Here is a 24533-nt window from a genome sequence, read left to right as displayed (position 1 = left end):
GTTGGAACCACCGCGTCGAGTCGACGTTCAGCCCTTGTTCAACAGGAGGAGCTGGCCATGCCACGAGGCGACAAATCGAAGTACACTGACAAGCAGGAGCGTAAAGCCGACCACATTGCCGAAGGTTATGAGAAGCGCGGGGTTTCCGACAAGGAGGCAGAGCGGCGCGCATGGGCAACCGTCAACAAGGACGATGGCGGCGGCAAGAAGGAAGGCGGTTCGGGCCGCGGCAAACACACGGGCCATCCGGCGGCGCACAAAGGCGGCAAAAGCGGCGGCAAGGCATCGGCATCACGATCTGCCGCAAGCCGATCGGAATCGGCAAAGAAAGCTGCAGCGACCCGCAAGCGCAATGCGGAACACCGTGCCCATTGATCTGACGGCGGCGCTCAATGGGGCCGAACGATGGAAGGACAGGGATGAAATCGCAGCTCGTCAATGAGATCGGCGGACAAAGGACATTTGTCCTGGTGCTCGACCCAGGCGAAGAAGCGTTCGCGGCACTGACCGCCTTCGCGGTCGACCAGAAGATCGGCAGCGCGTCCCTGACCGCCATAGGGGCTTTCGAAAAAGCCACCGTGGGCTGGTTTGATCCGGACGCGAAGACCTACCGCAAAATCCCTATCGACGAACAGTGCGAGGTTCTGAGCGCGATCGGCGATGTCGCACTGGGCGATGACGATAAGCCCAGCCTGCACGTCCATGCGGTGCTGGGATTGAGCGATGGCACCACCCGGGGTGGACATCTGCTTGATGGCATCGTTCGGCCAACGCTCGAAATCACCCTGGTGGAAGCGCCCGGCCATCTGCGCCGCAGCAAGCGCCCGGATCTCGATGTCGCGCTCATCGATCTGGACGATTGATCTCCAGCCGCTCTAGCTCGTTCTCAGGCCTTCTTGCTCCGCTCAGCAGGTGCTGTGTCCGGGGCCGCTTCCCACCCGAACACGCTGCGCCCGCCAAGCAGATGCGACTGGTCGAATTCTCCCGCGACAATTTCCTTCAGGCTGGGGCCGGTTGCGTATCGTTCGACTTGCCGCGACTGATCGTCGAGCCGCCTCAAGGCACCGATTTCCTCATCGCGACCGAGCTTTGCCTTTTGGACGGCCGACTTCAGAACCCCGATCGTCTCATCATAGACCTTCAGCGGCACTGGAAATGGATGCCTGTCCTTGCCGCCATGCGCCAGCGAGAAGCGGCCGGGATCGGAAAAGCGGCAAGGCGCGCCATGCACCACCTCGGCAACGAGGGCCAGCGCGCGCACCGTGCGCGCGCCGACGCCGGGGACCAGAAGGAGCTCGGCGAAATCGGTGGGCCCGCGGTCTGCGGCGGCGGCGATATTGCCGTGAAGACGATGCATGACGACATCGCTTTCGCGAACGTCATGATGGGCCGGCATGACCAAATGCGGCAGCAGCGGCTGCTCCGGTTCCTGCCGGCGCCTCGGCTCCGCGCAACGCTCCAATGCCGCAAGCTCGCCCAGGATGCGATCGGGTCCGAGCTCCTGCAAAAGGTTCAGTTGCCCTTGGCGCGACGCGTCGGCGCGCCTGTCGGTCAGGTTGACGATCTCGCCTTGATTGATGCCCTCGATGGCGGCATGCGGCTGGTCGACAAAACTCTTGAGCCCGTCGGAGAGCCAATGGTAGCGGCGCGCCACCTTGCTGTCACCGTTCATGCCTTGCTGCACCACGACCCAGCGACCGTCATCGGTGACGATGAAACCATGCAGGTAAAGATCGAAACCGTCCTGGATTGCGGCGCTGTCGACCTTGGCGACAAGACGGCTGACGGTGGCCAGGCCCGCTCCGTCAAAGCCGACGCGTTGGCCGATGGCTTCGAGTTCATGCGGGGTTTTTCGCGAATGCGCGCCGCGACCACCGCAGACATGAATGCCGAGCTCGCCGGAAAGCGGCGTGAGGCCACGCTTCAAAGCGCCCACGACGCTGGTCGTGATCCCCGACGAATGCCAATCCATGCCCATGACAGCACCAAAGGACTGGAACCAGAACGGATGCGCCAGCCGTCGCAGCAGTTCGTCTCGACCATAGTGATGAATGATCGCTTCGCACATCACGGCGCCAAGACGCGTCATGCGGTCGCCGAGCCATTTTGGCACGCGCCCGCCATGGAGTGGAAGATCAGCACTTCCCGATCGTTGCGTCACGTCTGCTACCCGTTCTGGTGTCCGTTATTCTCTTAACAGATAGGCAGCCAAACCGCGCAAGGAAGCATGGACACTTTCCGCCGAGCCGAGTTAGCGAACGTCAAGTCCAGTTCGAGAGAACCGTTTCCATCTCAACCGTCTCGACCTGCTGCGCGAAACGTTGGTGGTAAACGGTCAGCAGTGCGTCGTGGGTTGCATCGGAAGAACTGCATAGCGCGTCCGTGACGAGAACCACGCGATAGCCGAAATCGATGGCTCCGAGCACCGTGGCCAGAACGCAAACATCCGTTTCGCCACCGGTGATGACGAGCGTATCGATGCCGCGCTCCACCAGGAAGGCTCTGAGGCGCCCTTCGAACCAGGGCGAGTAGATGTGCTTGTCGATGATCGCCGCTGGCGGGCAGTAGCCGGCTAAAGACGGCAACAGTTCGGTCATTTCAGGCCCGATCGTCTCGATCGTCTGTGAAGCCCAGCGCTCATAATAGCGCTTCCATGTGCCGACGCCCTGCCCCGGCTTCTTGGCTGGCAGGAAGCGTGTAAAGACCGTCTGCGGCGCGCGTCTTTCGACCAGCGTCTCGATCTGCGGGAGAACCCGGGTGATCCAGGGTGTCGCCCATTGAGACGGCTCGGCAAACAGCCGCTGCATATCCACGCAGACATGCATGCATCGATCGCCCAAGGGACCGTATGCCAGCCCCGGCATCGACATCAGTGCGTCTCCGACCGGCCAAGCATTCCCTGACTCCTCATTTTGCCAGCAAAGACACGCAACGCCGCGCGCAAGCACTGGTTCCTGAGATAGCCAACAGGAACCGACGCAAATGACCGGCGTTTCCGCTGTGATGAATGGAGGTGCTCGCATGAGACCGCGCGAGAGGCGTTGGAGCCGCAAGTCAACCGGGGCGCCAAAATGGAACTGAGCGGAGGATGTCTCTGCGGCACGATCCGCTTCCGCGTTGGAAGCGAACCGAGAGTGCATTACTGCCATTGTGATATGTGCCGGCGAGCGACCGGCAGTGCGTTCGCGGTTCTGGCCTGGGTGCCTTCCCAAAGCGTGACCTGGATCGATGCGACGCCGACCTATCGCAGGTCTTCGCCGATTGCCTGCAGGGGGTTCTGCTCCGCCTGCGGATCGCCGCTCAGCCTCGCCTATGACGCATCGCCGGGAGAGATCGCGCTTCATGTCGGAACGTTCGACGATCCGGCTCGCCTGGAGCCGCGCTACAATTATGGATCGAGGCAGCGACTTGGCTGGGTTTGCTGCGGAATGGACCTGCCGCACCACGACACCGAGGAGCGATGGTGAAACCATGTCTGAAGGGGAAGCCTGATGAGCATGTTTTACCGGGCGGCCAAGATTGCCGAAGAGGTCCACCAGGCACAGCGCGACAAGACCGGGCGACCTTATATCGAGCACAGTCGCCGTGTCGTTGACGCGGTCGAAACCAAGGATCAGAAGGTCGTCGCCTATCTCCATGACGTCCTGGAAAAGGGCGAAGGCTGGGACCGGACCAGGTTGGAAGAGGCCGGTTTTGGCCCGACGATCGCGTCGGCCGTCGACGCCATGTCGCGCAGGGACGGCGAGGATTACTTCGCGTTCGTGCGACGAGCGGCATCGAATCCATTGGCGCTGCCGGTGAAGCGCGCGGATCTGGCGGACAATATCTGGCAGGCACGACAGGCTGGGGCATCAACCGTCAGATACGAGGAGGCACTACGCATCCTTGATGAAGAGTTTCCACGCGGTTAGCACCAGCCTTGAATTTCAGCTCGCGCCGGTGAGAACGGGCAATCTACTCCGTGACGTGGGGCGTATGCCTTCTGTCCTCCGCGGGCTCGACATCGATGCGCGCCTTTTCCGGATCGAATGCACCATGACGTGCAATGGCCCGCGCCGCGGTTTCAGGCGTCTCGTATGCCCACATGAAATCGTCAGCCGAGCTGCCCACGGCATGGACGCGCCAGTAGCTCGCGGTACCTTTCAAAGGGGAGCGGCTGGTGGTGTTCGTTTTTTCGAAAAGGTCAAAATAGATGTCTTCGAAAGGAATATAGAACACGGGCTCATGTCCTTCTTCCTGAAGCACTTTCGCCCGTTCCGTGGCAGCGACTATGGCGTCGGAAAATCGTACCGTCACCGTGCCCGCAAACGGTTCTATGGCCAACTGGCCAGCATGGTGTCTTGAGATTGCGCCTGAAGCTTGCATCCAAATTCTCCCTGGCTGCCGATTGATTGCGAGACCGCATTTCGGTTCGTCATGCATGGAGACGAAATGCGCGGCGATGCGTCAGGTTCCGGTCTTTACTATGGGGTCGATGGCGCCCCTCCGTCAGCGCTTGCCATGGCTATCGAGAAATGCAGCCAACGTTCGCGAAACCTGATCAAAAGCCTCACGCGTCGGGAAGTGTCCGATGCCATCCAGCACCACCCGCCTGTAGAACGCGGTGAAATGCCCTTCGAGCCCCTCTGAAGACTGGGCAAACACAACGCGGTCGTCACCACCGTGAAGCGTCAGGATCGGCACGGTGATGATCTTGACCGTTGCTTGCCGGCGGGCGAGTTCGGCGTAACGCGGATCGGGCTCGGCCTCTTCCCACCGGACCCGATAGGAATGCAACGTCACATCCGCCCAGTCAGGGTTTTCGAACGAGCTCGCAACGCCATCGAAAATGGCGTCGTCGAACCAGCCTAATGGACCCCAGCTGTCCCACTGATACCTGGCGAATTCCTTGCCGTTCTTTCGTACGAACTCGGCGCCCCGTGCGGTCGCCATGAACCATTGATACCAAAATGCTTTCGCCTGTTCGGGCGCCGGCGTTGCTGGTTTCCCTGGTTGCCAGCCGAGGGACAGCGCAGCGCAGCACTTGATGCGGTCCGGAAAAACCGACGCGAGCAGATAGGATATCCGAGCGCCCCAATCATGTCCGACAACTGCAAAGCGGCTGATGCCAAGCGCATCTGCAAAATCCAGCACATCCTGCGCCATCGCGGCAATCTCGCCCGAGCGCATGGTTTCTTTCGACAGGAACGATGTCGGCCCAAAGCCTCGCAACCAAGGGGAAAACGTACGGAAGCCAGCTTCATGAAGGACCGGCGAAATACGAGCGTATGTCGTCGCGTCGTCGGGCCAGCCATGCAGCAGGACAACCGGGGCGCCGTCCTGCGGTCCACCATCGAGATAGGCGACGCGCAGCAGAGGTGTGTCGCAATGTGAGACGGAGTTCATTTGCTCTGAGGCACCGTAGCTGGCTGGTCGCCGCCAGTCGTGGGGCCTGGTCTGGCGGCCTGATCAACGTGTGGGTTCTTGTTGCTGGTGGCTTTCATCGGCTCGGTGTTGTTGTCGCAGGCGCCGAGCGCAAGGGCAGCGGCCAAGACCAGGAATGAAAAGAACCTCTTCATCGAAACCTCCTCTGGTTGATGCCCGGCAAACGAGGTTCCGCCAATTTGGTTGCCCGACCGGGGTCCTCAAGACGCCATGGGATTGCCGATCAACGCTTCGAGCTATTGGAATCGGCCGCAACTGTCGGGTCAGGCAGAACCGGGCCACGTTCAGTCTCCGAACCCTCAGCTTCGATCTCCTGCACGGCCCGATCCCAGTGCTCCTGCTCGCGGCCTACCGGCCGGCCCTCTTGTTCCCAGATTTCATGGGCCCGTCGTTTGATCTTTTCTTCCCTGCTGTCCATGGCTAGATCCTCCAATTCGTCAGTCTCAATTCCGGGCCATATTTTTTGTTCCTCCTCTGTCGGCAACAGCCGCTGCCGGATTTCGGGAAGGCCCTTGTGGATTGCATGGGATGACCGGCTTGGTAAATTTCGTACCGATGTTTTTTCGTGACACACCTATGCTCGCAGTTTTATGAATCAGGCTATCGGCCAGCGCCGAGCACGTCCCTCTCCGATCCCACTGCCCGGCGCTCAAAGCCGGATCGCCCGTCGCATCGACATGGCGGGCTGTTGCTTCGATTGGAGGTGACGCTCATGCGGGAATTGCCGAAAGACATCGACGCCGATGTGGTCATCGAAATCAGCAACTGCTGGACGACAGCCCGCTTTTCGTCCCGGTGCGGGTTCATGAACTTGCGGCCAGGGTGAGGCAGAGGGTGAAGACCGGCCTGCCGGACCTTTCGATTGAAGAACTGATCGTGGAGATGGCCTCCGTACGTCAGCTGGCCATGGCCTTTGATCTGCCTGGATCGGAGAATGTCGTGCAAATCCCGGTGCGGTATCGCCGCTAGCACTGCGACATCAAACGCTCCATCCGGAGGTCAGAACAAGCGACGCCTCAAACATCTGCGCACCGATCTCATCGCGTACCTTGACGGTTATCTTGACGAAATCGCAGTCGGGCATTTCGTCTTGCGCGACATCCTGCAAAATACGAATTGCTTCCGCTCTGGCTTGTTCCCGGGATTCGAACAGCTGCCCGTCATCGTCGGGTACCGCGCCGTCACCGTTTTGAAGATCAAAATAGTACCGTTTCATTTTTCCTGCCGCGCTGGAACATCTGGCGTTTCAATGATTCCGCTTCATGGTGGTTCCTGCCCGCTGGCCGTGCTGGTGACGACGTGGTCGTTCAACGCACCGCAGGGCGAAGCGCCGATATGAAAAGGACCAGCAACGCCAAGGCGTTGAGGCCTGCGGCGATGGCATGCGAATACTCCCATTGGCGCCGCAGCAGCTCCCAGTTTTCAGGGAGGACAGTCCAGTTCCGGGTCGCCTGATTGATTGGATAGGTCAGCGTCCAGAAGGCAAACTGCGTGGCGCCGATGCTTAGAAAGGCGACAACAACCAAGCCGAAAGATGCGCTCGCTCGATAGAGCAGGATCGCCAGGGCGGCCGTGGAGAGCAATGCTCCCAGCACCACGATGCCGAACAGGCTCCATCCATCATAGGCGCGCTGCGCAGCCAGATAGTTTGGCCCGTCGAGCTTCATCTTGTTGAACATAGCGAAGAAATGCGCGGCGGCCGGAGCGAAAGCCAGGGCAACGAAAATGAAGCTGACCACTCTCAGACTATAGATTGCCATGTCGGTCTCCTCTCAGGAGACAGCTAGGGCAATCGCCAAGGTTGAAAAGGTCGCTTTAACGGCGGCTTCCGCCCGCGATCGTATGATCTCAAGCGGGGTCGTTTTTTAGCACTCACGCATCTATCTCGGAACATTTTTTTTGGGTGCTGGTTCTACCCAGTGAAGGGACGAACCTTACCCAGGGAGATTTCCCATGAAACGTGTTCTCATTACCAGCATGCTGGCCATCGGGCTCGGCTGTGGAACGGCGGTGGCTCAGACACAACAGACCGAAAGCCAATCTGGCGCAGACGCCAACTGCGCTTCCGGGCAGGCTGACTGCCAGAACGGCTCCAAGATGGGCGAGCAGGCCCAGGGCAAAGCCAAGCTGAAGACCGACGAGCAGGCTCAGGGCAAGGCCGGCACCACCACCGACCAGCAGGCCCAGGGCAAGGCCAGCACCACCGACCAGCAGGCCCAGGGCAAAGCCAAGCTGAAGACTGACGAGCAGGCTCAGGGCAAGGCCGGCACCACCACCGACCAGCAGGCCCAGGGCAAGACCAAGATGCAGACCGACGAGCAGGCTCAGGGCAAGGCCGGCACCACCACCGACCAGCAGGCCCAGGGCAAGACCAAGATGCAGACCGACGAGCAGGCTCAGGGCAAGACCAAGATGCAGACCGACGAGCAGGCTCAGGGCAAGACCGGCACCACCACCGACCAGCAGGCCCAGAGCAAGACCAAGATGCAGACCGACGAGCAGGCTCAGGGCAAGGCCGGCACCACCACCGACCAGCAGGCCCAGGGCAAGGCCTCGACACAGGATACGACGTCGACCGGTTCCATCAACAACGTGACGGTGGAGCAGAAAACCCAAGTCACTCAGATTATCCGGGAGACGAAGGTCGAGCCTGTGTCCAATGTCAATTTTGACATCAGCGTCGGCGTCGAAGTTCCGCGGCACAAGGTCAGGCTGCATCGGCTGCCGGCTCGTATCGTCAAGATCGTTCCCGCTTACGAAAGCTACGAGTATTTCGTGCTTGCGGACGGTCGGATCGTCATCGTTGATCCGGATACGTTCAAGATCGTGCTGATTTTGACCTGATATGTCCGACGAGTGGTCCGCCCTCCAGAGGGCGGACCGTCATTGCCGGACTGCTATGGATTCAAAGCAACTCCGGAGAGAACCGCAAGCGGCAGGTGATACAATCCTGCCACCGCATGGCGGACTCGGCTAGAGACGGCCGAGCACAACCAGGATTATGACTATAAGCAGCAGAAGACCGAGGCCGCCGCCCCCGTAATAGCCGGTGCCGTAGAATGGCCCGCCGCCAAGTCCACTAAAGCCGCCAAGCAATGCGATAATCAGAATGATGATAAGAATTGTGCCGAGACCCATGACTTGCTCTCCTGTTTGCGGCTTCGCGCCGTGTAGACGGAGCGGCGGTCGCCGGCTGATGAGAATATGAACTCGCTACAAGCCTTCCTGTTCCCGATTGAGACCTCATCGACGCTGCAAGGTCTGGCCGCTCAAAGTTGTTTAGGCGAACAAAGGTCATCCCGAGACGCCCGAGTAGCCCCGGTCTTTCAGCAATCCAGCGAGATGGGCGGCGTTTGAGGCTGCCATTTCGATCGCACCCGAGACTTTTTCCGGAGTTGCCGGCAGGTCGACATAATTGACGTCCTCCATCGCCTCGCCAACCCAGTAGACCCCGCCATTGGCCGGGATGGTGAAGCCGACATCGTTCAATGCCTGAAAGCATTCCGCGTGGCAGTGATGCGCACCGTCCTCATTACCGACGATGGCCACCAGGGCCACCTTTCCTGCTGCCGGCATTCGCCCTCTGTCATCCGTCTCCTCGAGAAAGGCATCCATCCGCTCCAGGACGCGCTTGGCCACACTCGAGGGCTGGCCAAGCCAGATCGGAAGCCCGAGCACGAAGATGTCGGCCGCCAGTATCTTCTTTCTGAGTTTCGGCCAATCGTCGCCCTCGCCCATGTCGGAGAGCACGCCGGGCTTGATATCGTGGCTGAGTGCACGCACGATCTCGCCCTTCACATCGTATTGCATCAACGCCGCCAGGACATCGGCGAGCAACCGATCGGTGGAGGATTTTTCCCTGTCGTTCGAAGCTTTGAGCGAGCAATTGAGTGCGAAGGCCGTAAGCGGCATGTGAATCTCCCTGCATTGTCCTAATTGCAAACCGCCGCGACGACTTCGCGACTGCCCATTCGCCCGTTGCGGGATCGCCCGGCATTCTAACGCCAGGGTTAAATGCTTGTTCCGCAGGCGGACCAACAGGGCCGGTGGATGGCCCCCTCCTCCTACTTGGTGACGGTCGAGCCGGCTCAGAAAGCGGGCTGGTCCTTGAGCACAGACGTTGGAGAACGGGCAGCGGCGAGCGACGCAGACTGAACTGGTGGGGCAACCTATTCGTTCGCTCTTCGTTTTCTTCTGAGTTCCCGAAAATGGATAGACGATGCTCGTCCAGACCCTCGAAGCAGGCGATATGCAGCTGGCGGTCTCCACGGCCGGCGATCCGCGCCGACCGGCCTTGATCCTTCTGCACGGCTGGCCCCATTCCCGGAAAATCTATGATGGCGTGATCGATGAACTCGGCACACGGTACTTTACGCTGGCTTTCGATCTTCCGGAGATCGGTGAATCGCGTGGCACTCCGCCGTCGGCGGAAAAGAAGGTTCTTGCCGGTATTGTGATTTCAGCCGCCGAGGCGCTTGGGGCCAAATCCATCGTCGTCGCAGGCTTCGATGTGGGCGGCATGATTGCCTTCGCTGCTGCTCGCCATCATGGCGGTCGCATCGTCGGCGCGGTGCCGATGAATACGGTTATCCCCGGCCTTCATCCATGGACGAAGGTAGTCGCAAACCCGGGCATCTGGCACTTTGCGTTTCATGCGGTGCCTGAGTTACCGGAGTTGCTGGTGACGGGCCATCAACGCGCCTACTTCGATTTTTTCTTCGATCTGCTCGCCGGCCGTCCCGAAGCATTGACCAATGAAATGCGGGAGACGTTGACGCAGGCCTATGCGAGGCCGGAGGCACTTAAGGCCGGCTTTGATTGGTATCGCGCGTTCAAGCAGGATGCCGAGGCCAATGCCCCGGCGCGCATCGAAGTTCCGATCCTCTATATCCGCGGCGACGCGGATTTTGGATCGATCGACGATTACCTCGAAGGTCTGAGGATGTCTGGCGCAAAGAACCTGCAAGGTCACATGATCGCCAACTGCGGCGAATTCCTGCCGATCGAGGCACCGGCAGAATTCGTCAAGGCGCTAGTGGAATTCGCACCGAGATAGTGAAGCGATCAGCGTTATGCAGGTGCCTACTGGCTCGTGGAAGTTACGCGCCAGACCGTGTTCCCGACATCGTCGGCGATCAGCAGCGCGCCGGATTTGTCGACGGCAACGCCGACGGGCCGCCCGTGCGCCTTGTTGTCCTTGCCGAGGAAACCGGTGACGACGTCCTGCGGCTTGCCATCTGGATGACCGTCTTTGAACGGCACGAAAACGACCTTGTAGCCGTTGAAGCTCTTGCGGTTCCAGCTACCATGCTCGCCAACAAAGGCGCCGTTGCGATAGAGCTCCGGCAGGTTGGTTCCAGTGTAGAACGTCAAGCCCAGAGGTGCGACGTGGGAACTCAAGGCATAGTCGGGAGGGATCGCCTTGGCGACGAGGTCCGGCCGCTGCGGCATCACGCGCGGGTCGACATGCTGACCATAGTAGCTGTACGGCCAACCATAGAACGCGCCGTCCTTGACCGAGGTCATGTAGTCGGGAACCAGGTTAGGACCGAGCTCGTCGCGCTCGTTGATCACAGCCCACAGCGCGCCGCTCTGCGGCTCCCAACTCAGCCCGTTGGGATTGCGCAGGCCGCTCGCGAAAATACGATAGCGGCCAGTGGCCCTGTCGACTTCCCAGATGGCGGCCCGGTCCTTTTCCGCCTGGATGCCGTTCTCGGTGATGTTGCTGTTGGATCCGATGCCGACATACAGCCGAGACCCGTCGGGGCTGGCCACGAGAGACTTTGTCCAGTGGTGATCGATAGGTCCGCCGGGCAATGGCGTCAGCACGGCGCCCGGCGCGGTGATCTTGGTGTCGCCCGACGTGTAGGGATAACGCACGATGGCGTCGGTGTTAGCGACGTAGAGATCGTTGCCGACCAGGGCCACGCCAAAGGGCGAATTGAGATGATCGAGGAAGACCTCCTGGACATCGGGCAGACCATCGCCGTTCGTATCCCGCAGCAGGGTGATACGGTTGCTTCCTTCGGTGCCGCCGCCCGAGGTCGCCATCGACTCGATCCAGCCCATGATCAGGTCTTTCGGCCGCTTGATCGCGGCACCGGGCGGCGCCACGGATTCGACCACCAGAACGTCACCATTCGGCAATGTGTAAAGCGAGCGCGGATGCCTCAAGCCCTTGGCAAAGGCCCGGATTTGCAAACCCTTGGCGACGGTCGGCTTCTCGTCTTGTTTCCAACCGACGACCGACGCGACATGCATGGGCGGCACCAGATACTGAATAGGTTCAGGCAGCGTCGGGTTTGCTCCGACCTGATCGGTGGGATCCGGTTCGTTATCGCTGCATGCGGGCAGCGCCAAAATCGATCCGAACAGCAGACCGAGGCTCGCGATACGCCGGATATGTCTGGCGGAGACATTCATTCGACCACCTCCACGTGAGTGCGACCGGAGCTCCATCCCAGCAGTCCCAGCAAGAGGATAACGATCACGGCGACGGCGGACAGGATGAGCCCCGTCGGCACGACCGAGGTCCAGGCATCACGGCTGTGCACCAGTGCGTTGAAGAGCGATATGACGAGCACGACGAGGCTGCCAAGGAGATATGGCCATGCAGGCCCGGCTTGACGGGCAATTCGGCCGGTAGACAAATCGACAAGTGCTGCAAGGACCGCGAGCACGCCTACAACCAGGCCGGCAAGGAGCAGCCAGGCGGAAAAATCTGCCCACATCATTTCAGCGCTTCTCCAATAGGCAACGTCGGTCAGCAATGTGCCGACGAAACATGCGTTTGCGACCGCCATCGGCGTTTTATGGAACGGACGCCTGGCTGCCACCAACACGGATCGGGCACGGGCCATGGACATTCTCCACCTTTGAAGCTGTACCTGTCCTCCAAACCAACTTGTGGTTGGGAGGTTCCCGGAACCGTTTTGCGTTCAAGAACTCGTGATGGCGCTGGCAATGCGACAGAACGGCTCGGCGCGCGATGCTCATGCGGAGTTGGCGCGCAATGTCCTCAAGGTGATCGAGTAGCGGTGCAGGTCAACCGCCGGAATGCTGTGCTCCCATTCCATGCGCGATGGTCCGGTCATGAGATACGCCGACCTTGGTTCGACGACGATGGTCCGGCGGTCCCATTTGGTGCCATTCTTCCGCCGGAGCCGGAAGCTGCAAGGCGCCAGCAACGAAACACCCGCAACGTCTTCGAAATGAGGCTTGTCTCGATGCCAGCCGATGCCGGCGCCGGGCCGGTATTCGTTGATCAACACTTGCGCGAAGGCGTTGGCGGGCCGGCCTGCCAACGCTGCGATCTTGTCGCGCAGGGACAGCAGGAAGTCAGGGATCGGCGGCGCCTCGACGACCTGGCGTCTGTCGTAGTCGTAACGCAGGCCAAAACCGACGACGCGCCGGTTTGCCAGATGGCCATGGAAATCGAACGCCTCGAACGGCAGGCCTTCCAGATGCCGGGCGAGTTCCGTTTCTTCTTGCGCCGTGATCAACTCGGGCTGATAGAAGAAACCTTCCGGTAGGTCGTCGGCAGCACCAAAGAGATCGTGCTGAAGCCCGGATGAGCCGGAGTCGAGTGTTTTCGATTTGGGTGTCGCCATCCCAGCTAAGATGGTGAAGGCCAGCCCGCCTGGCAATATCGGAACCTGGCCAGCCAATCTGCACCCACCCTGCGGACGTCACCACAACGACGGACAGGGCCTGCCAATCCGGATTTTATCGAGGGACTGTATTCAACTCAGGATTTCGCGAGCATGCCTTGAACGCGACCGAGGGAGTTTGCGTGCATGTACGTACGGTTCTTACCAAACCGTGAGCTTTCGTTGCCAGTTGCTTGTCGGCAACTAGATTGGCAACGCGGCATCCCCAAAACATGCCGCAGTGGCCGGCGCGGGTTTAGGCAACGGTGTCTCACCGGCATCATCGCGCCGGCCACTCGAAATGTCCGCTGGCGGCTCTGTGGCGGAGAAGCCTCTGTTGGCCCGGCGCGCTCAAACGAGAGGCCGCTCCTGCCTCGCGGGATGCTTCGAGCCCAAATCTCCGATCAGCCGGCGGTACTGGGTTTCGGGTGGACCGTAAGAATCTCGCGCCAACGTCATGAGACCGTCTCGATCGCGGATCGTAATCTCTCCGCGGCGCGCTCGGATATAACCATAACTTTCGATCATCTGGAGGCCGACGGTAACCCCCGGACGCCTCACACCAAGCATGATGGACAGAAATTCATGGGTTATCATAAGCCTGTCGCCGACAGTGCGGTCGCTGCACATCAAAAGCCATCTTGCCAGTCGAACTTCCAGGCTCTGCCGCGCGTTGATCGATGCCGTATAGCTTGTCTGAACATGGAAATATTGGACATAGCGCAACAGGAACGACCGCAATGTAGGGCTGTCCTCCAGGGCTTCGACGAAGGGGGCAGCCTCTATCCGGAGAGCCTCGCATGTCGACTGGACGTAACAATCAAAGTTGGCCTGGTCGTCCCCCATGACCAGGGCCGAACCGGTCATTCCTTCGAACCCGATGATTCCGACTTCGGCTTCGGTCGCAGGCGAAGTCCTCGCCACTACCGAGGCCAGCCCGCTTTCCAGAAAATAGACGGCTTCGATCTTCTGCCCCGCGGTCTCCAGCGGCGCGCGCAACTCAAGAAAAACACTCGCCAGATGCGGACGTAGCCGCGCGAAATCGTCCGCGCTCATCCGGCGAAGCAATTCGCTCTTGGCTTGCAGTGTCTGGTAATCCACGAGACTCTTTTCCCTTGGGCAAGAGCACTGGGATCTCTTAGCCGGCCGCGCCCGTCGAACGAGCGGACGGTAACGAACCATAGACTTCGTCTCGCGCAGCACTAGACGGGCGGGCGCGTTGGTATGAAACCGACAGTTACTGCTGAAGACTCGAAGGCCTTGTTGGCTGACTATCTTTCGCCAGCAAACGAGCCTCCCGCAGGATAGAGGCGCGATCGAACCCGAGGAGCGATATGATTTCGCGTATCTGTTGTTCAGTGGCGCCTGTATCCCGCGCCAGCGCGGTCATCGCGCCCAATGGCAGACCGGGGTGCTCGGGCTCCTTCGCCGTGCAACACCATGCCTCGTGATGGGCAAGAGCGATGGTCACTCCCAAGCGTCAGCGCCCCAACTGTGCTGCTGACGATTTCCTTTTGTACGCTTCCGTACGGAGCTTTGCGAGTCAATTCGGACGGAGGCTGAGTTGAGGCTTCTAGCGTCCTTGCGTCGTCCGTCCGTCGCCCCCGGAATTGTTCGGAACGATTGCTCGGCTGAGAGGTTCAAATATTCCACCCAACAGGAGTCTCGAAAGATGGATCACACCAACCACGTACGCCTCACAAGCACCGAACTGACACCAGACATTCTCGAAGACGCCACGATTTACGACGCAGACGACAACAAAGTCGGCAGCGTTTCGCATGTGCACGGCTCAGGAGCCGCCAGTCAGGTCGTCATCGATGTCGGCGGCTTTCTCGGCATTGGCGCCAAGCCGGTGGCCGTTCCCGCAAGCCAGTTGGAATTCATGCGCGATGAAGACGGCGACGTTCACGCGGTGACGAACTGGACCAAGGATCAGCTCAAGAGCATGCCCGAGCATCACGATGCATGATTTCAAGGACTTCACCTTGAACGGGAGCGGCCACTCGGCCGCTCTCTCTTAGGCGCAACAGGGTGGACAGACGATGCGGCGCGAAACCGGAGCCTGCTTCTGCGGAGGGATCGCCGCAGCCCTGGACGGAGAGCCTTTCTGGATATGCTACGATCACGACGACGATTGCCGCCGGGCCATCGGAAGTCCGCTGACGATCTGGGTTGGGTACCGGCCGAAGCAATTTCAGCTCCTTAGAGGGACGCCGAAGGCCTTTTCCCAAACGCCAGGCGTCACCCGCACGTTCTGCCCAGACTGTGGAAGCTCGATAGGCTATAGCGACGAAGGCCTGCCGGACGAGTTCTATGTGACGATCGGCTTCTTTGACAACCCTGAAGGGTTTCGGCCGCAAGCCCATGCCTATTGGGACCTGAGGCTGCCGTGGATCGAGTTTGATGACAGCCTGCCACGCATCGACCGATATTCAAGGAAGCGCGACCCGAAGTTCGGCAACCCGCGCGACCGGTAGTCGCGGTGCGTGACGCCAGGATATCGGCGGAACCTGACGATCGCTAACGGGTTATTCGGGCAGACCTGTCGGGTGCGACCATGCCATCGACCGTGATCCGAAATGCGCAATACGATCCCGCCACCAGGATCCTGTCGGTCTGGTTTGTGCCGAGCGGCAGACGCTACGAATATGAGGATGTTGCACCGGCAACTTATGCCGCTTTCACCAAAGCTTCCTCAAAAGGCCGCTTCTTCAATGAGTTCATCCGCGACCGCCATCGGTACCGCCGCGTGGCGTGACAAGTTTGGACATGAGCAGGCGATGCACGGAACCTGACCGGCATCGTCTCGTTGACGTCTCGTCGTCGAAGCAAGCCAGGCAACGACAGTGTTCATCTGGACATGCTCAGGTGTTCGCACCGGCAAAGATCGATCGGAAAAGGCTTCAAGGGAGTTCAAGAGCCATGAGGGCCAAGAAGCAGAAGACCGAAAGCAAGGACAAGAAGGCATTGCGCTTGGCAGAGACCACCGACGTCTCACCCAAGCAGGCCAAGGAGCTCATGCAAAAGCATGGCAAGGACAGCCCCAAGGTCGAGAAGGAAGCCAGAAACTTCAAGGCGGAAGGATAGGACCCGCATGAGGCGACCTGTATGGACCCTGCAGGTGATCGGCCAGGCAATACGGGATTAAGGGGGAGCCCCGGCCTTTTCGGCCGCGAGCGCAAAAGGAAAGCGCAGCACCAGGTTGCGGTTCTCGTCAAAAATCTCGAAGGTCAATCCGGTACGCAGCGGCCTGCCATGCAGCAGCTCTTCGGCAAGGATTTCCTTCGCCGACGCCATCGCGTTTTCCTCAGCGCTCGCGAGATCAGAAAATTCCTGGCCCTCGGGATCCTCCTGCAAGCTTCCGCTCTCATCTCGAAGGTCGAAAAAGTACCTGGACATGCCGATTGAACTCCTGCCCATCGCGATGGTGGCATCGGAAGCGCCAGCCTCAGACTTCAGTGCCTGATGTCCCCGGATTGTCGAAGAGCACAGCGAGGCCATGCTCGATGGCGCAGGCCGCTATCAGATCATCGAAGGCCTTTCCGGAAAGCGGGCAACTTGGCATCACCTCTCGAATTGCGGTCCCGGCCTTGGCGGTAGAGATCACATCGTGGCGTTTCTTGCGTGCCTCGACATATTGCTCGACCAGGATTTTCAGGCGCCTCACCGCAACGTCGTCCGTAAACATGGATTCCTCAGCCAATGCCTGAAGTAAGGCTGTCGGCCTGATCATCGGCCGACGATCTCGGGGTTAGCCGGGATTGCTCGCACAATATTTCTATGGGCAGTTGGTTCCCCCGACCGCTTGCTTGGTAATTTTCGTACAGGGATACCCTTGCCCGCGCTTTCATCGGGCCGAACCGACAGCCGATTTTCCGATGCCGAGGCGAGCGTTCAGGCTTGCATCACCGTGCGGCTGTGACGTGCAACGACACTTTCCTCATCGGTCGCAATCACGCGTACTTCCACCTTGCTCTCGGGACGACTGAGGATCTCGGCGTGGGTGTTGTTGGCGCGATCTTCAAGCACCACGCCAAGCCAGGTCAATTTTTCGCATATGGCCTTGCGGATGGTCGCGGACCGTTCGCCGATGCCGGCGGTGAACACCAGGCATTCAAGGCCACCCATCGTGTTTGCAAGCGCCGCGGCCTCTCTCGCGGCGCGAAAGGCGAAAAGCGCCATCGCCTCTTGGGCGCGAGGATCATTGCTCGCTTCGAGCGTCCTCATGTCGCCGGAAATACCGGATACGCCGAGCAGGCCCGACTTCTCGTAGAGCATCGCCTGCAGTTCTTCCGCCGCGATGCCTCTTTCCAGCAGGAAATACAACAGCACGCCGGGATCGATGGCGCCGCACCGCGTGCCCATGACGAGGCCATCCAGGGCCGAAAAACCCATCGTGGTATCGATGCTTTTGCCCCCGTGCAGGGCGCAAAGACTTGCCCCATTGCCGAGATGGGCGACGATCGTGTGTTTCGCCGCGAAAATTGGCGATATCTCGCTGAGCCGCCCGGCGATGTATTCATAGGAGAGACCGTGGAACCCGTAGCGGCGCAAGCCTTGCTCTTCATACTGGCGCGGAAGGGCAAAGCGCCGCACGAGCGGATCGATCGTCTGGTGGAAAGCGGTGTCGAAACAGCCAACCTGTGGCAGGTCCGGTTGCAAGGCGGCTATTGCACGGACGGGCGCGAGACTGCGAGGCTGATGCAGCGGAGCAAGCGGCGTAAGTTTGTCGATGGCGTCGATGATGTATGGGGTCAGACGGACAGGTTCGATGAACTCGCTTCCGCCATGCACGATGCGATGGCCGGCGCAGATCAGGTTTCTTTCCCCAATTTCGCCCTGCACCCAATTCAGCATCTCGCCTATGGCCGCGTCACGCCGCTTGTCGGCGGTGAGCGGCCGATCGCACTGCACCGTTCCGTCGGCCGCTTTTGCGCGCAGCGTGGGTTTGTCGCCCAGGTCCAGCGTGCCGCGTGAAACGAGTTGCATATCCCGTGATGAGACAAGATCGTAAAGCGCGAACTTGATGCTGGACGAGCCGGCATTCAGCGCCAGGATCGACCGACGCATCATTGGCGCCCCTTTGTCGCGGCTTTGTCGGGCCAGCTCCATTTCTGGATTTCGGGCATGTCTTCGCCGTGCTCGCGCACATAGGCCTTGTGCTTCGCCAACCTGCCGTGGAGTTCGCCGGCAAGCCCTTCGGCCCTTTCGGCCAGTCCCGGCACGCGTTCGATGGCGGCGAGCGCGAGATGGTAGCGGTCGAGTTCATTGAGCACCACCATGTCGAATGGCGTCGTCGTGGTGCCCTCCTCGCGGAAGCCATGCACATGCATGTTGTCATGGTTGGCGCGGCGGTATGTCAGGCGATGAATGAGATAGGGATAGCCGTGATAGGCGAAGATGACGGGCCGTGTTTTCGTGAACAACGCGTCGAAGTCCCCGTCGGGCAGGCCGTGCGGATGCTCCGTGTTCGACTGCAATGTCATCAGGTCGACAACATTGACGACGCGGATTTTCAGGTCGGGGATCGCGGAGCGCAGAATGTCTGTCGCGGCCAGTGTTTCCAGGGTCGGCACATCGCCGGCGCAGGCCATGACCACATCGGGCTCCTCGTGCTGAGCAACCGTGCCGGCCCATTCCCAGATGCCCGCTCCAGCTTTGCAATGCGCTCCGGCTTCTTCAATGGACAGCCATTGCGGTCCCGGCTGCTTGCCGGCGGTGATGACATTGATGCGGTTATAGGTTCTCAGGCAATGATCGGTGATCCACAACAGGGTGTTGGCGTCCGGCGGGAAATAGAGCCTTACCGTGTCGGCCTTCTTGTTGGCGACCAGATCGGCAAAGCCCGGATCCTGATGGCTGAAACCATTGTGATCCTGCCGCCAGACATGCGAGGTCAAAAGGTAATTGAGCGAGGCGATCGGCTTGCGCCAAGCGAGCTCGCCGGAGGTCTTCAGCCATTTGGCATGCTGGTTGACCATCGAATCGACGATATGAATGAAGGCCTCATAGCATGAAAACAGGCCATGGCGGCCGGTGAGCAGATAGCCTTCAAGCCAGCCCTGGCAGAGATGCTCGCTCAGCACTTCCATGACGCGACCATCACGGGAAAGATGGACGTCATAGGGTTCGATGCGCTCCATCCAGATCCGATCGGTGACCTCGAACACGTCGTCGAGGCGGTTGGAGGATGTCTCGTCCGGCCCCATCAGGCGGAAGTTTCGCGCCTCGGCATTGAGGCGGAACACCTCGCGAAGATAGCTTCCGCAAATCCGCGTCGCCTCGGCAATGACGCCACCTGGACGCGGCACTTCCAGCGCCAGGCTTTTCCAATCTGGAAGCATCAGATCGCGCTTCAGCAGGCCGCCATTTGCGTACGGGCTTGCGCCCATGCGCCTTGTCCCTGTCGGGGCAAGTGCCGCAAGCTCCGGCAACAGGTGCCCGCTTTCGTCGAACAGCTCTCCCGGCTCGTAGCTTCGCATCCAGTTTTCGAGGATCTTGCGGTGCTCCTCATTCCCTCGAGCGTTCGATACCGGCACTTGATGCGAGCGCCAGAAACCCTCGACTTTTTCGCCATCGACCTCCTTCGGCCCGGTCCATCCCTTGGGGCTGCGCAGCACGATCATCGGCCATTTCGGGCGTTGACCATGCCATCCCGGAGCCCGTGCCTGCTCCTGAATGGAACGGATGCGATCGAGCACCGTGTCGAGCGTCGCGGCCATGGACCGGTGCATGGCAAGCGGCTCGTGGCCTTCGACGAAGAACGGTTCGTAGCCATAGCCGGCGAAAAGGTCTCGCAATTCCTGATCGTCCATGCGGCCGAGGATCGTCGGATTGGCGATCTTGTAGCCGTTGAGATGCAGGATCGGCAGGACGGCGCCGTCCGACGCTGGGTTCAGGAACTTGTTGGAATGCCATGCCGCCGCCAGCGGACCGGTCTCGGCTTCGCCGTCACCAACGACGCAGGCAACCACCAGACCCGGATTGTCAAAGGCCGCACCGAAGGCATGAACCAATGCATATCCCAGTTCACCGCCCTCATGGATGGAGCCTGGCGTCTCGGGCGCGGCATGGCTTGGCACGCCACCGGGAAAGGAAAACTGCCGGAACAGTTTCCTGAGGCCGTCTTCGCCCTGCCCGATATCGGGATAGATCTCGCTATAGGTGCCCTCGAGCCATGTGTTGGCGACCATTGCGGGACCGCCATGGCCCGGGCCGCAGATAAACAGAACATCGAGGTCGCGTTCGCGGATAACGCGGTTCAGATGCAGGTAGAGAAAATTCAGGCCCGGCGTCGTGCCCCAATGGCCAAGCAACCGAGGCTTGACGTGCTCGGCCTTCAACGGTTCGCGCAACAGCGGATTGTCGAGCAGATAGATCTGGCCGACCGAGATGTAATTCGCGGCGCGCCAGTAACGGTCCATGAGGTCGATCCGTTCGTGGCCGATAGCCTGCGGCGTCGCGGCAGCCTTGTCGTTCATCGACATCTCCAGCTTTCGGTTCGCTGGTGATAACTGGGGCATCTTTGCGCTTGAGCAACCCCCGACTGCCGCCGTCCGGGACAGTGTCGCGACCCGAGCGGCCAAGAGACCGGTCGCTATCCCGGTGGAGCGAGCGGCTCTGTCCGCAAATAGGCGGGAACCTTGAAGTCCTCCAGCGGTTAGAAACTGGAATCGCGAAGGCCAGGTTCAAGGCAGCTACCGCGAAGGACAACCTCGAAGCGTTGCACCAAAGGGAGCTAAAAGATGCTCGATCTTCCTCGTGCCCGTGATCGAATGGTCAATATCCACGTCGGCCGGCGTGGCATCCATGACCGTGAAATTCTGCAGGCGATGCGCGAAGTTCCACGCGAGGCCTTCGTCGAACCCGGTTTCGAGGAATTTGCTTATGAAGACACGCCGCTGCCGATCGCCGACGGCCAGACCATATCGCAACCCTATATCGTCGCATTCATGATCGAAATGGCGGACGTCAAACCGGGTGACCACGTGCTCGAAATCGGCACCGGCTCGGGTTACGCCGCCGCGGTGATGAGCCGGATCGTCGAACAGGTCTACACCATAGAGCGTCATCCCGGTTTGGCAGAAACGGCGAAACGGCGGTTTGAAAAACTCGGCTATCGAAACATCGAGGTCCGGACAGGCGATGGCACCAAGGGCTGGCCGCAGGCGGCGCCGTTCGATGCCATCGTGGTGACAGCCAGCGGTCCCGGCGCACCGCTCGCCCTTCAGGAGCAACTCGATGTCGGCGGCAGGCTCGTCATTCCGGTCGGCAACGACCCCGATTTGCAACGCCTGCTCAAAGTCACCCGGACAGGTGCCGCAACCTACAGCGAGGAGGATTTCGGCGGCGTGCGCTTCGTCCCTCTCATCGGCGAGCAGGGTTGGTCGGAAAACGGCACCGTCACCAAGGTCGGTCGTCCACTTCGACATCCGCATCCAATCAGCCTGCCCGATATGATCGCGGCCGCGGCTGAACCGCTGCCCGATTTCGACGATCCGGCCTTCGGCGCATTGTTCGATCGGTTCGCCGACCGGCGCGTCGTTCTGCTTGGCGAGGCAAGCCATGGCACGTCCGAGTTCTACAGGGCGCGCGCGGCGATCACCCGCAGGCTTATCGAACGGCACGGCTTCACCATCGTCGCGGTCGAGGCGGACTGGCCCGATGCGGCGGCGATCGACCGCTACGTTCGCCATCGTCGGCCGCGAACAGGCGCCGGTGCGCCATTCCAGCGGTTTCCGACGTGGATGTGGCGCAACACCGATGTCGCGGCCTTCTCCGACTGGATGCGCCGTCGCAACGAGAAGCTAGAACCTTCGGAGCAAGCAGGGTTCTACGGCCTGGACATCTACAATATGAGCGGGTCCATAGGCGCGGTCCTCGACTATCTCGACCGGGTCGATCCCCAGGCAGCCAAGATCGCACGCGAACGGTATGGTTGCCTGACGCCCTGGCAACACGAACCGTCTACCTACGGCCGTGCGGTGCTCACCGCCGGCTATAAAAAATGCGAGAAAGCCGTGCTGGAACAATGCCGGGACTTGCTCGCCAGACAACTCGATTATGCAAAACAGGACGGAACCGACTTTCTCGACGCCAGTCAGAATGCCCGGCTGATCGCGTCCGCCGAACACTACTACCGGATCATGTACTATGGCGGTGCGGAGTCCTGGAACCTGCGCGACACCCACATGTTCGAGACCTTGGAACATTTGTTGGACGCCGGCGGCCCCAACTCCAAGGCGGTGGTGTGGGCGCACAATTCCCATATCGGCGATGCCCGCTTTACCGAGATGGGTGTCGTCAGGGACGAACTGAACATCGGTCAGCTCTGCCGGCAGCGTTTCGGCGATGAGGCAGCGCTAATCGGTATGGGCACGCACTCCGGCACTGTAGCGGCCGCAAGCGACTGGGATGGCGAAATGGAGGTGAAGCAGGTTCGCGCGTCGCACGCCGACAGCTACGAACGGCTTTGCCACGATTCTCTCGTATCGCGGTTCCTGCTCGACCTCGGGCGCGACAAGACGCTGCGTGAGCGGCTGCTGGAACGCAGGCTGGAGCGATTCATCGGGGTAATCTACCGGCCGGAAACCGAGCTGGGCAGCCACTATGCGGACGCTTCCCTGCCCCAGCAGTTCGACGCGTTCCTATGGTTCGACAAAACCGCGGCAGTGACGCCGCTTGGCCCGGAGCATGCAAGAACCGGCGTTCCCGACACCTATCCATTCGGACTCTAACCGGCGCGCGCGGCGAGCCGATGAAGCAGAGCCCTGGAACCGGAACGGCCCATCTGGCTTGCATTTTTAAACTGAAATCCCGTCGAAGGAGTTTTCTCATGACCGGAACCAAACATCCGAAATGGAAAAAACCGAGCGATGCCGACTTGGCGAACAATCCTGGTATCGGGACTTCCAAGGGAACGATCAAGGAAGGCGAAGAGTTCGAGCTTGAAGGCGAGAACACGGTCGAAGGCGATGTCGAGAACGACACGACCGCTGCTGGCGGGATCGATCCAAGACAAAAGATGCGGACCAACAAATAGCATGCCGTTGGCATCGCTGCGATCAACTTTCCCGGAAGGAGTGAACCATGCCACTTGCCCTCAGCAGCGCCGCCTTTGCCGAAGGCGGACCAATTCCCGAAAGATATACACGAGACGGCAAAAACGTATCGCCGCCGCTGAAATGGTCTGGAGTACCGGACGACGCCAAAAGCCTCGTTCTCGTCGTTCAGGATCCTGATGCGCCGAGCGGAACGTTTGGTCATTGGGCGGTATTCAACATCTCCGCGGAGACAAGGGAACTTCCCGAGGCGGAAAGCGGCAAGCCAGGTCCCGGTGCCCTTAGGCAAGCAACAAATGATTTTGGCAACGCCTATTACGACGGCCCTGAACCCCCGGTCGGACATGGCGTCCACCATTACCATTTCCGGCTGGCCGCGCTCGACACGCCGAGCCTTGCCATTCCGGCCAGCGCAGGCGTCGAGCGCATCTGGCGGGAGGCGCAGAAACACTCGCTCGAGCAGGCAGAACTCATCGGAACCTACGAACGCAATCCGTAAGTTGATGACCGAGGTGGCATTACCCTGCTGCTGCGCGGAACGGTTCTCCTCCTTGCCGGTTGTCTGGGAAAGGAGATGCCGCCATGTCTGGAGATATCATGTGGTTGGTCGTCGTTGCCGGCGGCCCATTGTTGCTGATCGTGCTGTTGGCCTATGCAGTTATCGCACGCCGCCGGCGTGGGCCCGCCGAACGAAGGGAAAGCGACCGGGCGACCGACCGGCTATACCAGGACAAGCGTTGATCCGCATCGCAAGATATCCGATCGGAAGACATCCAATCGGCAAGACATCCAATCGGCAAGACATCCAATCGGCAAGACAGGGGATCGTAAGCCGCAGCGGGCGACGACGATCCCCAACTGGGTCAGCGCATTATCCTTTGCCGCAACCACGCAAAGAACCTGCCGCTGACGGCTGAGCGGACTCGCGTCGCAGCCCAGCGCGCTTTCATGGTTGAGCCGACGTGGCAATCGCAGACGATGTCGTGCAACTGCCAGTCGTTCAGCTCGAAAAAGCGCTTTGCCTCGCCGTAGGTATCGTCTTTCAAACCCGATGCGCGCAGCACTGGATCTTCGAAAGCAACCGAAATTGCGGTTCCCTCGCCCCGCATCATTGCACGTGCTTCGGGGTGCAGATGTTCGGTGCCTGCAAACGCGCCAAGGCATCGCTCGGGATTACGCTCCAGCAGTTCAGCCCAGCGCTCTATGCGCTGATTTCGTGTCATTGCGGAATATGCAGCCGACGATTCAATCTTGGCGACGGCATGCAGTTGGTCGAGTGTTTGATGTTTCATGGCCAGCTCCTGTTGAGGCAGCGAAGCGCCCACGCCTTCAAGGGAATTACCGCGCCGTAATGCTTCGACAAGAGCGCCAGGCTGGAGAATTCGACACAACCGGA

The 24533-nt window shown here is 60.3% G+C and carries 33 protein-coding genes; 15 read left to right on the top strand and 18 right to left on the bottom strand.

The features are described 5' to 3' along the window. The first annotated feature begins 57 nt into the window (after positions 1 to 57). Together P3C39_RS07300 and P3C39_RS07295 are read left to right on the top strand one after the other, a co-directional pair. Positions 58 to 375 carry a hypothetical protein gene (locus P3C39_RS07300; protein ID WP_013531559.1) on the top strand — a complete coding sequence of 106 codons (318 nt, stop codon included), beginning with the start codon at positions 58 to 60 and terminating at the stop codon, positions 373 to 375. Positions 376 to 419: 44 nt separating this feature from the next. Further along, on the top strand, positions 420 to 863 hold the full coding sequence (locus P3C39_RS07295) for a PPC domain-containing DNA-binding protein (protein WP_275953008.1): 444 nt from the start codon (positions 420 to 422) through the stop codon (positions 861 to 863). A gap of 23 nt (positions 864 to 886) precedes the next feature. Here the strand turns inward: P3C39_RS07295 and P3C39_RS07290 are convergent, their stop codons facing one another. Further along, complete coding sequence (locus P3C39_RS07290; RefSeq protein ID WP_275953007.1) at positions 887 to 2161, bottom strand: DUF763 domain-containing protein; 1275 nt, start codon at positions 2159 to 2161, stop codon at positions 887 to 889. A 100-nt stretch (positions 2162 to 2261) separates the two neighbouring features. Next, complete coding sequence (locus P3C39_RS07285; protein WP_013531556.1) at positions 2262 to 2870, bottom strand: cysteine hydrolase; 609 nt, start codon at positions 2868 to 2870, stop codon at positions 2262 to 2264. A 201-nt stretch (positions 2871 to 3071) separates the two neighbouring features. Here P3C39_RS07285 and P3C39_RS07280 point away from each other — a divergent pair, with 201 nt between their 5' ends. Then, positions 3072 to 3467, top strand: coding sequence for a GFA family protein (locus P3C39_RS07280; RefSeq protein WP_275953166.1), 396 nt, complete (start codon positions 3072 to 3074; stop codon positions 3465 to 3467). Positions 3468 to 3491: 24 nt separating this feature from the next. Next, complete coding sequence (locus tag P3C39_RS07275) at positions 3492 to 3911, top strand: HD domain-containing protein (protein ID WP_275953006.1); 420 nt, start codon at positions 3492 to 3494, stop codon at positions 3909 to 3911. Positions 3912 to 3954: 43 nt separating this feature from the next. Here P3C39_RS07275 and P3C39_RS07270 read toward each other — a convergent pair whose 3' ends face one another. The 3 genes from P3C39_RS07270 to P3C39_RS07260 form a co-directional block, all read right to left on the bottom strand. Further along, the gene (locus tag P3C39_RS07270; RefSeq protein WP_013531554.1) at positions 3955 to 4365 is read right to left on the bottom strand and encodes a DUF427 domain-containing protein; all 411 of its coding nucleotides are present in this window, start codon (positions 4363 to 4365) and stop codon (positions 3955 to 3957) included. Between the two features lie 123 nt (positions 4366 to 4488). Beyond that, entirely contained in the window at positions 4489 to 5385 is an 897-nt protein-coding gene (locus tag P3C39_RS07265) for an alpha/beta hydrolase (RefSeq protein ID WP_275953005.1), read from the bottom strand. A 262-nt stretch (positions 5386 to 5647) separates the two neighbouring features. Beyond that, positions 5648 to 5842 carry a DUF2934 domain-containing protein gene (locus P3C39_RS07260; RefSeq protein WP_032808298.1) on the bottom strand — a complete coding sequence of 65 codons (195 nt, stop codon included), beginning with the start codon at positions 5840 to 5842 and terminating at the stop codon, positions 5648 to 5650. A gap of 416 nt (positions 5843 to 6258) precedes the next feature. Here P3C39_RS07260 and P3C39_RS07255 point away from each other — a divergent pair, with 416 nt between their 5' ends. Beyond that, positions 6259 to 6393 carry a hypothetical protein gene (locus tag P3C39_RS07255; RefSeq protein ID WP_275953004.1) on the top strand — a complete coding sequence of 45 codons (135 nt, stop codon included), beginning with the start codon at positions 6259 to 6261 and terminating at the stop codon, positions 6391 to 6393. A 10-nt stretch (positions 6394 to 6403) separates the two neighbouring features. Here the strand turns inward: P3C39_RS07255 and P3C39_RS07250 are convergent, their stop codons facing one another. Together P3C39_RS07250 and P3C39_RS07245 are read right to left on the bottom strand one after the other, a co-directional pair. After that, entirely contained in the window at positions 6404 to 6640 is a 237-nt protein-coding gene (locus P3C39_RS07250) for a hypothetical protein (RefSeq protein ID WP_027161660.1), read from the bottom strand. Between the two features lie 91 nt (positions 6641 to 6731). Continuing rightward, positions 6732 to 7184: a membrane protein gene (locus P3C39_RS07245; protein WP_013531548.1), complete on the bottom strand. Its 453-nt coding sequence runs from the start codon at positions 7182 to 7184 to the stop codon at positions 6732 to 6734. Positions 7185 to 7377: 193 nt separating this feature from the next. On the opposite strand from P3C39_RS07245, the gene P3C39_RS07240 reads away from it, so the two are divergent. Further along, complete coding sequence (locus P3C39_RS07240; protein WP_275953003.1) at positions 7378 to 8268, top strand: DUF1236 domain-containing protein; 891 nt, start codon at positions 7378 to 7380, stop codon at positions 8266 to 8268. Between the two features lie 129 nt (positions 8269 to 8397). Here the strand turns inward: P3C39_RS07240 and P3C39_RS07235 are convergent, their stop codons facing one another. Together P3C39_RS07235 and P3C39_RS07230 are read right to left on the bottom strand one after the other, a co-directional pair. Further along, on the bottom strand, positions 8398 to 8562 hold the full coding sequence (locus tag P3C39_RS07235; RefSeq protein ID WP_013531546.1) for a DUF3309 family protein: 165 nt from the start codon (positions 8560 to 8562) through the stop codon (positions 8398 to 8400). A 156-nt stretch (positions 8563 to 8718) separates the two neighbouring features. Next, a complete protein-coding gene (locus P3C39_RS07230; protein ID WP_024505224.1) occupies positions 8719 to 9336 on the bottom strand; it encodes an NAD(P)H-dependent oxidoreductase in 618 nt (205 codons plus the stop codon). Positions 9337 to 9643: 307 nt separating this feature from the next. Here P3C39_RS07230 and P3C39_RS07225 point away from each other — a divergent pair, with 307 nt between their 5' ends. Next, positions 9644 to 10480, top strand: coding sequence for an alpha/beta hydrolase (locus P3C39_RS07225; RefSeq protein ID WP_013531544.1), 837 nt, complete (start codon positions 9644 to 9646; stop codon positions 10478 to 10480). 26 nt (positions 10481 to 10506) lie between these two features. On the opposite strand, the gene P3C39_RS07220 is transcribed toward P3C39_RS07225, so the two are convergent. From P3C39_RS07220 to P3C39_RS07205, 4 genes are all read right to left on the bottom strand, one after another. Then, the gene (locus P3C39_RS07220) at positions 10507 to 11847 is read right to left on the bottom strand and encodes a sorbosone dehydrogenase family protein (RefSeq protein WP_275953002.1); all 1341 of its coding nucleotides are present in this window, start codon (positions 11845 to 11847) and stop codon (positions 10507 to 10509) included. Then, positions 11844 to 12284 carry a DUF2231 domain-containing protein gene (locus P3C39_RS07215; protein ID WP_050596360.1) on the bottom strand — a complete coding sequence of 147 codons (441 nt, stop codon included), beginning with the start codon at positions 12282 to 12284 and terminating at the stop codon, positions 11844 to 11846. The genes P3C39_RS07220 and P3C39_RS07215 overlap by 4 nt, the downstream gene beginning before the upstream one ends. A 132-nt stretch (positions 12285 to 12416) precedes the next feature. Continuing rightward, positions 12417 to 13034 (bottom strand): alpha-ketoglutarate-dependent dioxygenase AlkB, encoded by a 618-nt coding sequence (locus tag P3C39_RS07210; protein WP_032809461.1) that lies wholly within the window; start codon positions 13032 to 13034, stop codon positions 12417 to 12419. 390 nt (positions 13035 to 13424) lie between these two features. Further along, positions 13425 to 14174, bottom strand: coding sequence for a Crp/Fnr family transcriptional regulator (locus P3C39_RS07205; RefSeq protein ID WP_082826458.1), 750 nt, complete (start codon positions 14172 to 14174; stop codon positions 13425 to 13427). Between the two features lie 571 nt (positions 14175 to 14745). Here P3C39_RS07205 and P3C39_RS07200 point away from each other — a divergent pair. The 4 genes from P3C39_RS07200 (at position 14746) to P3C39_RS07185 (ending at position 16163) form a co-directional block, all read left to right on the top strand. Further along, on the top strand, positions 14746 to 15045 hold the full coding sequence (locus P3C39_RS07200) for a PRC-barrel domain-containing protein (protein ID WP_013531539.1): 300 nt from the start codon (positions 14746 to 14748) through the stop codon (positions 15043 to 15045). A 73-nt stretch (positions 15046 to 15118) separates the two neighbouring features. Next, a complete protein-coding gene (locus P3C39_RS07195) occupies positions 15119 to 15553 on the top strand; it encodes a GFA family protein (protein ID WP_013531538.1) in 435 nt (144 codons plus the stop codon). 80 nt (positions 15554 to 15633) lie between these two features. Beyond that, positions 15634 to 15834: a KTSC domain-containing protein gene (locus P3C39_RS07190; protein ID WP_013531537.1), complete on the top strand. Its 201-nt coding sequence runs from the start codon at positions 15634 to 15636 to the stop codon at positions 15832 to 15834. 164 nt (positions 15835 to 15998) lie between these two features. Beyond that, positions 15999 to 16163, top strand: a complete 165-nt coding sequence (locus tag P3C39_RS07185) for a hypothetical protein (RefSeq protein ID WP_275953001.1) — start codon at positions 15999 to 16001, stop codon at positions 16161 to 16163. A 57-nt stretch (positions 16164 to 16220) separates the two neighbouring features. On the opposite strand, the gene P3C39_RS07180 is transcribed toward P3C39_RS07185, so the two are convergent. From P3C39_RS07180 to P3C39_RS07165, 4 genes are all read right to left on the bottom strand, one after another. Further along, positions 16221 to 16433, bottom strand: a complete 213-nt coding sequence (locus P3C39_RS07180; protein ID WP_063168031.1) for a hypothetical protein — start codon at positions 16431 to 16433, stop codon at positions 16221 to 16223. 91 nt (positions 16434 to 16524) lie between these two features. Further along, positions 16525 to 16764 carry a hypothetical protein gene (locus P3C39_RS07175; RefSeq protein WP_275953000.1) on the bottom strand — a complete coding sequence of 80 codons (240 nt, stop codon included), beginning with the start codon at positions 16762 to 16764 and terminating at the stop codon, positions 16525 to 16527. Between the two features lie 206 nt (positions 16765 to 16970). Further along, complete coding sequence (locus tag P3C39_RS07170; RefSeq protein ID WP_275952999.1) at positions 16971 to 18149, bottom strand: acetate/propionate family kinase; 1179 nt, start codon at positions 18147 to 18149, stop codon at positions 16971 to 16973. Further along, positions 18146 to 20557, bottom strand: coding sequence for a phosphoketolase family protein (locus P3C39_RS07165; protein ID WP_024505216.1), 2412 nt, complete (start codon positions 20555 to 20557; stop codon positions 18146 to 18148). Before P3C39_RS07165 ends, P3C39_RS07170 begins: the two co-directional genes overlap by 4 nt. Before the next feature lie 264 nt (positions 20558 to 20821). Between P3C39_RS07165 and P3C39_RS07160 the strand changes: the two genes are divergently transcribed. From P3C39_RS07160 to P3C39_RS07145, 4 genes are all read left to right on the top strand, one after another. After that, entirely contained in the window at positions 20822 to 22813 is a 1992-nt protein-coding gene (locus P3C39_RS07160) for a protein-L-isoaspartate(D-aspartate) O-methyltransferase (protein ID WP_024505215.1), read from the top strand. Positions 22814 to 22911: 98 nt separating this feature from the next. Further along, positions 22912 to 23118: a hypothetical protein gene (locus P3C39_RS07155; RefSeq protein ID WP_013531530.1), complete on the top strand. Its 207-nt coding sequence runs from the start codon at positions 22912 to 22914 to the stop codon at positions 23116 to 23118. Positions 23119 to 23165: 47 nt separating this feature from the next. Further along, on the top strand, positions 23166 to 23636 hold the full coding sequence (locus P3C39_RS07150; protein WP_013531529.1) for a YbhB/YbcL family Raf kinase inhibitor-like protein: 471 nt from the start codon (positions 23166 to 23168) through the stop codon (positions 23634 to 23636). An 83-nt stretch (positions 23637 to 23719) separates the two neighbouring features. Next, entirely contained in the window at positions 23720 to 23878 is a 159-nt protein-coding gene (locus P3C39_RS07145; RefSeq protein WP_275952998.1) for a hypothetical protein, read from the top strand. Positions 23879 to 24000: 122 nt separating this feature from the next. On the opposite strand, the gene P3C39_RS07140 is transcribed toward P3C39_RS07145, so the two are convergent. Continuing rightward, positions 24001 to 24429: a hypothetical protein gene (locus tag P3C39_RS07140; RefSeq protein ID WP_013531527.1), complete on the bottom strand. Its 429-nt coding sequence runs from the start codon at positions 24427 to 24429 to the stop codon at positions 24001 to 24003. Positions 24430 to 24533: the final 104 nt, after the last annotated feature.

Source organism: Mesorhizobium sp. XAP4, from assembly GCF_029269325.1.
In the GTDB taxonomy this organism is placed as follows: Bacteria; Pseudomonadota; Alphaproteobacteria; order Rhizobiales; family Rhizobiaceae; genus Mesorhizobium; species Mesorhizobium ciceri.
Note: the sequence above shows the minus strand (reverse complement) of the source record. Positions and strands in the feature narration are given on the sequence as shown.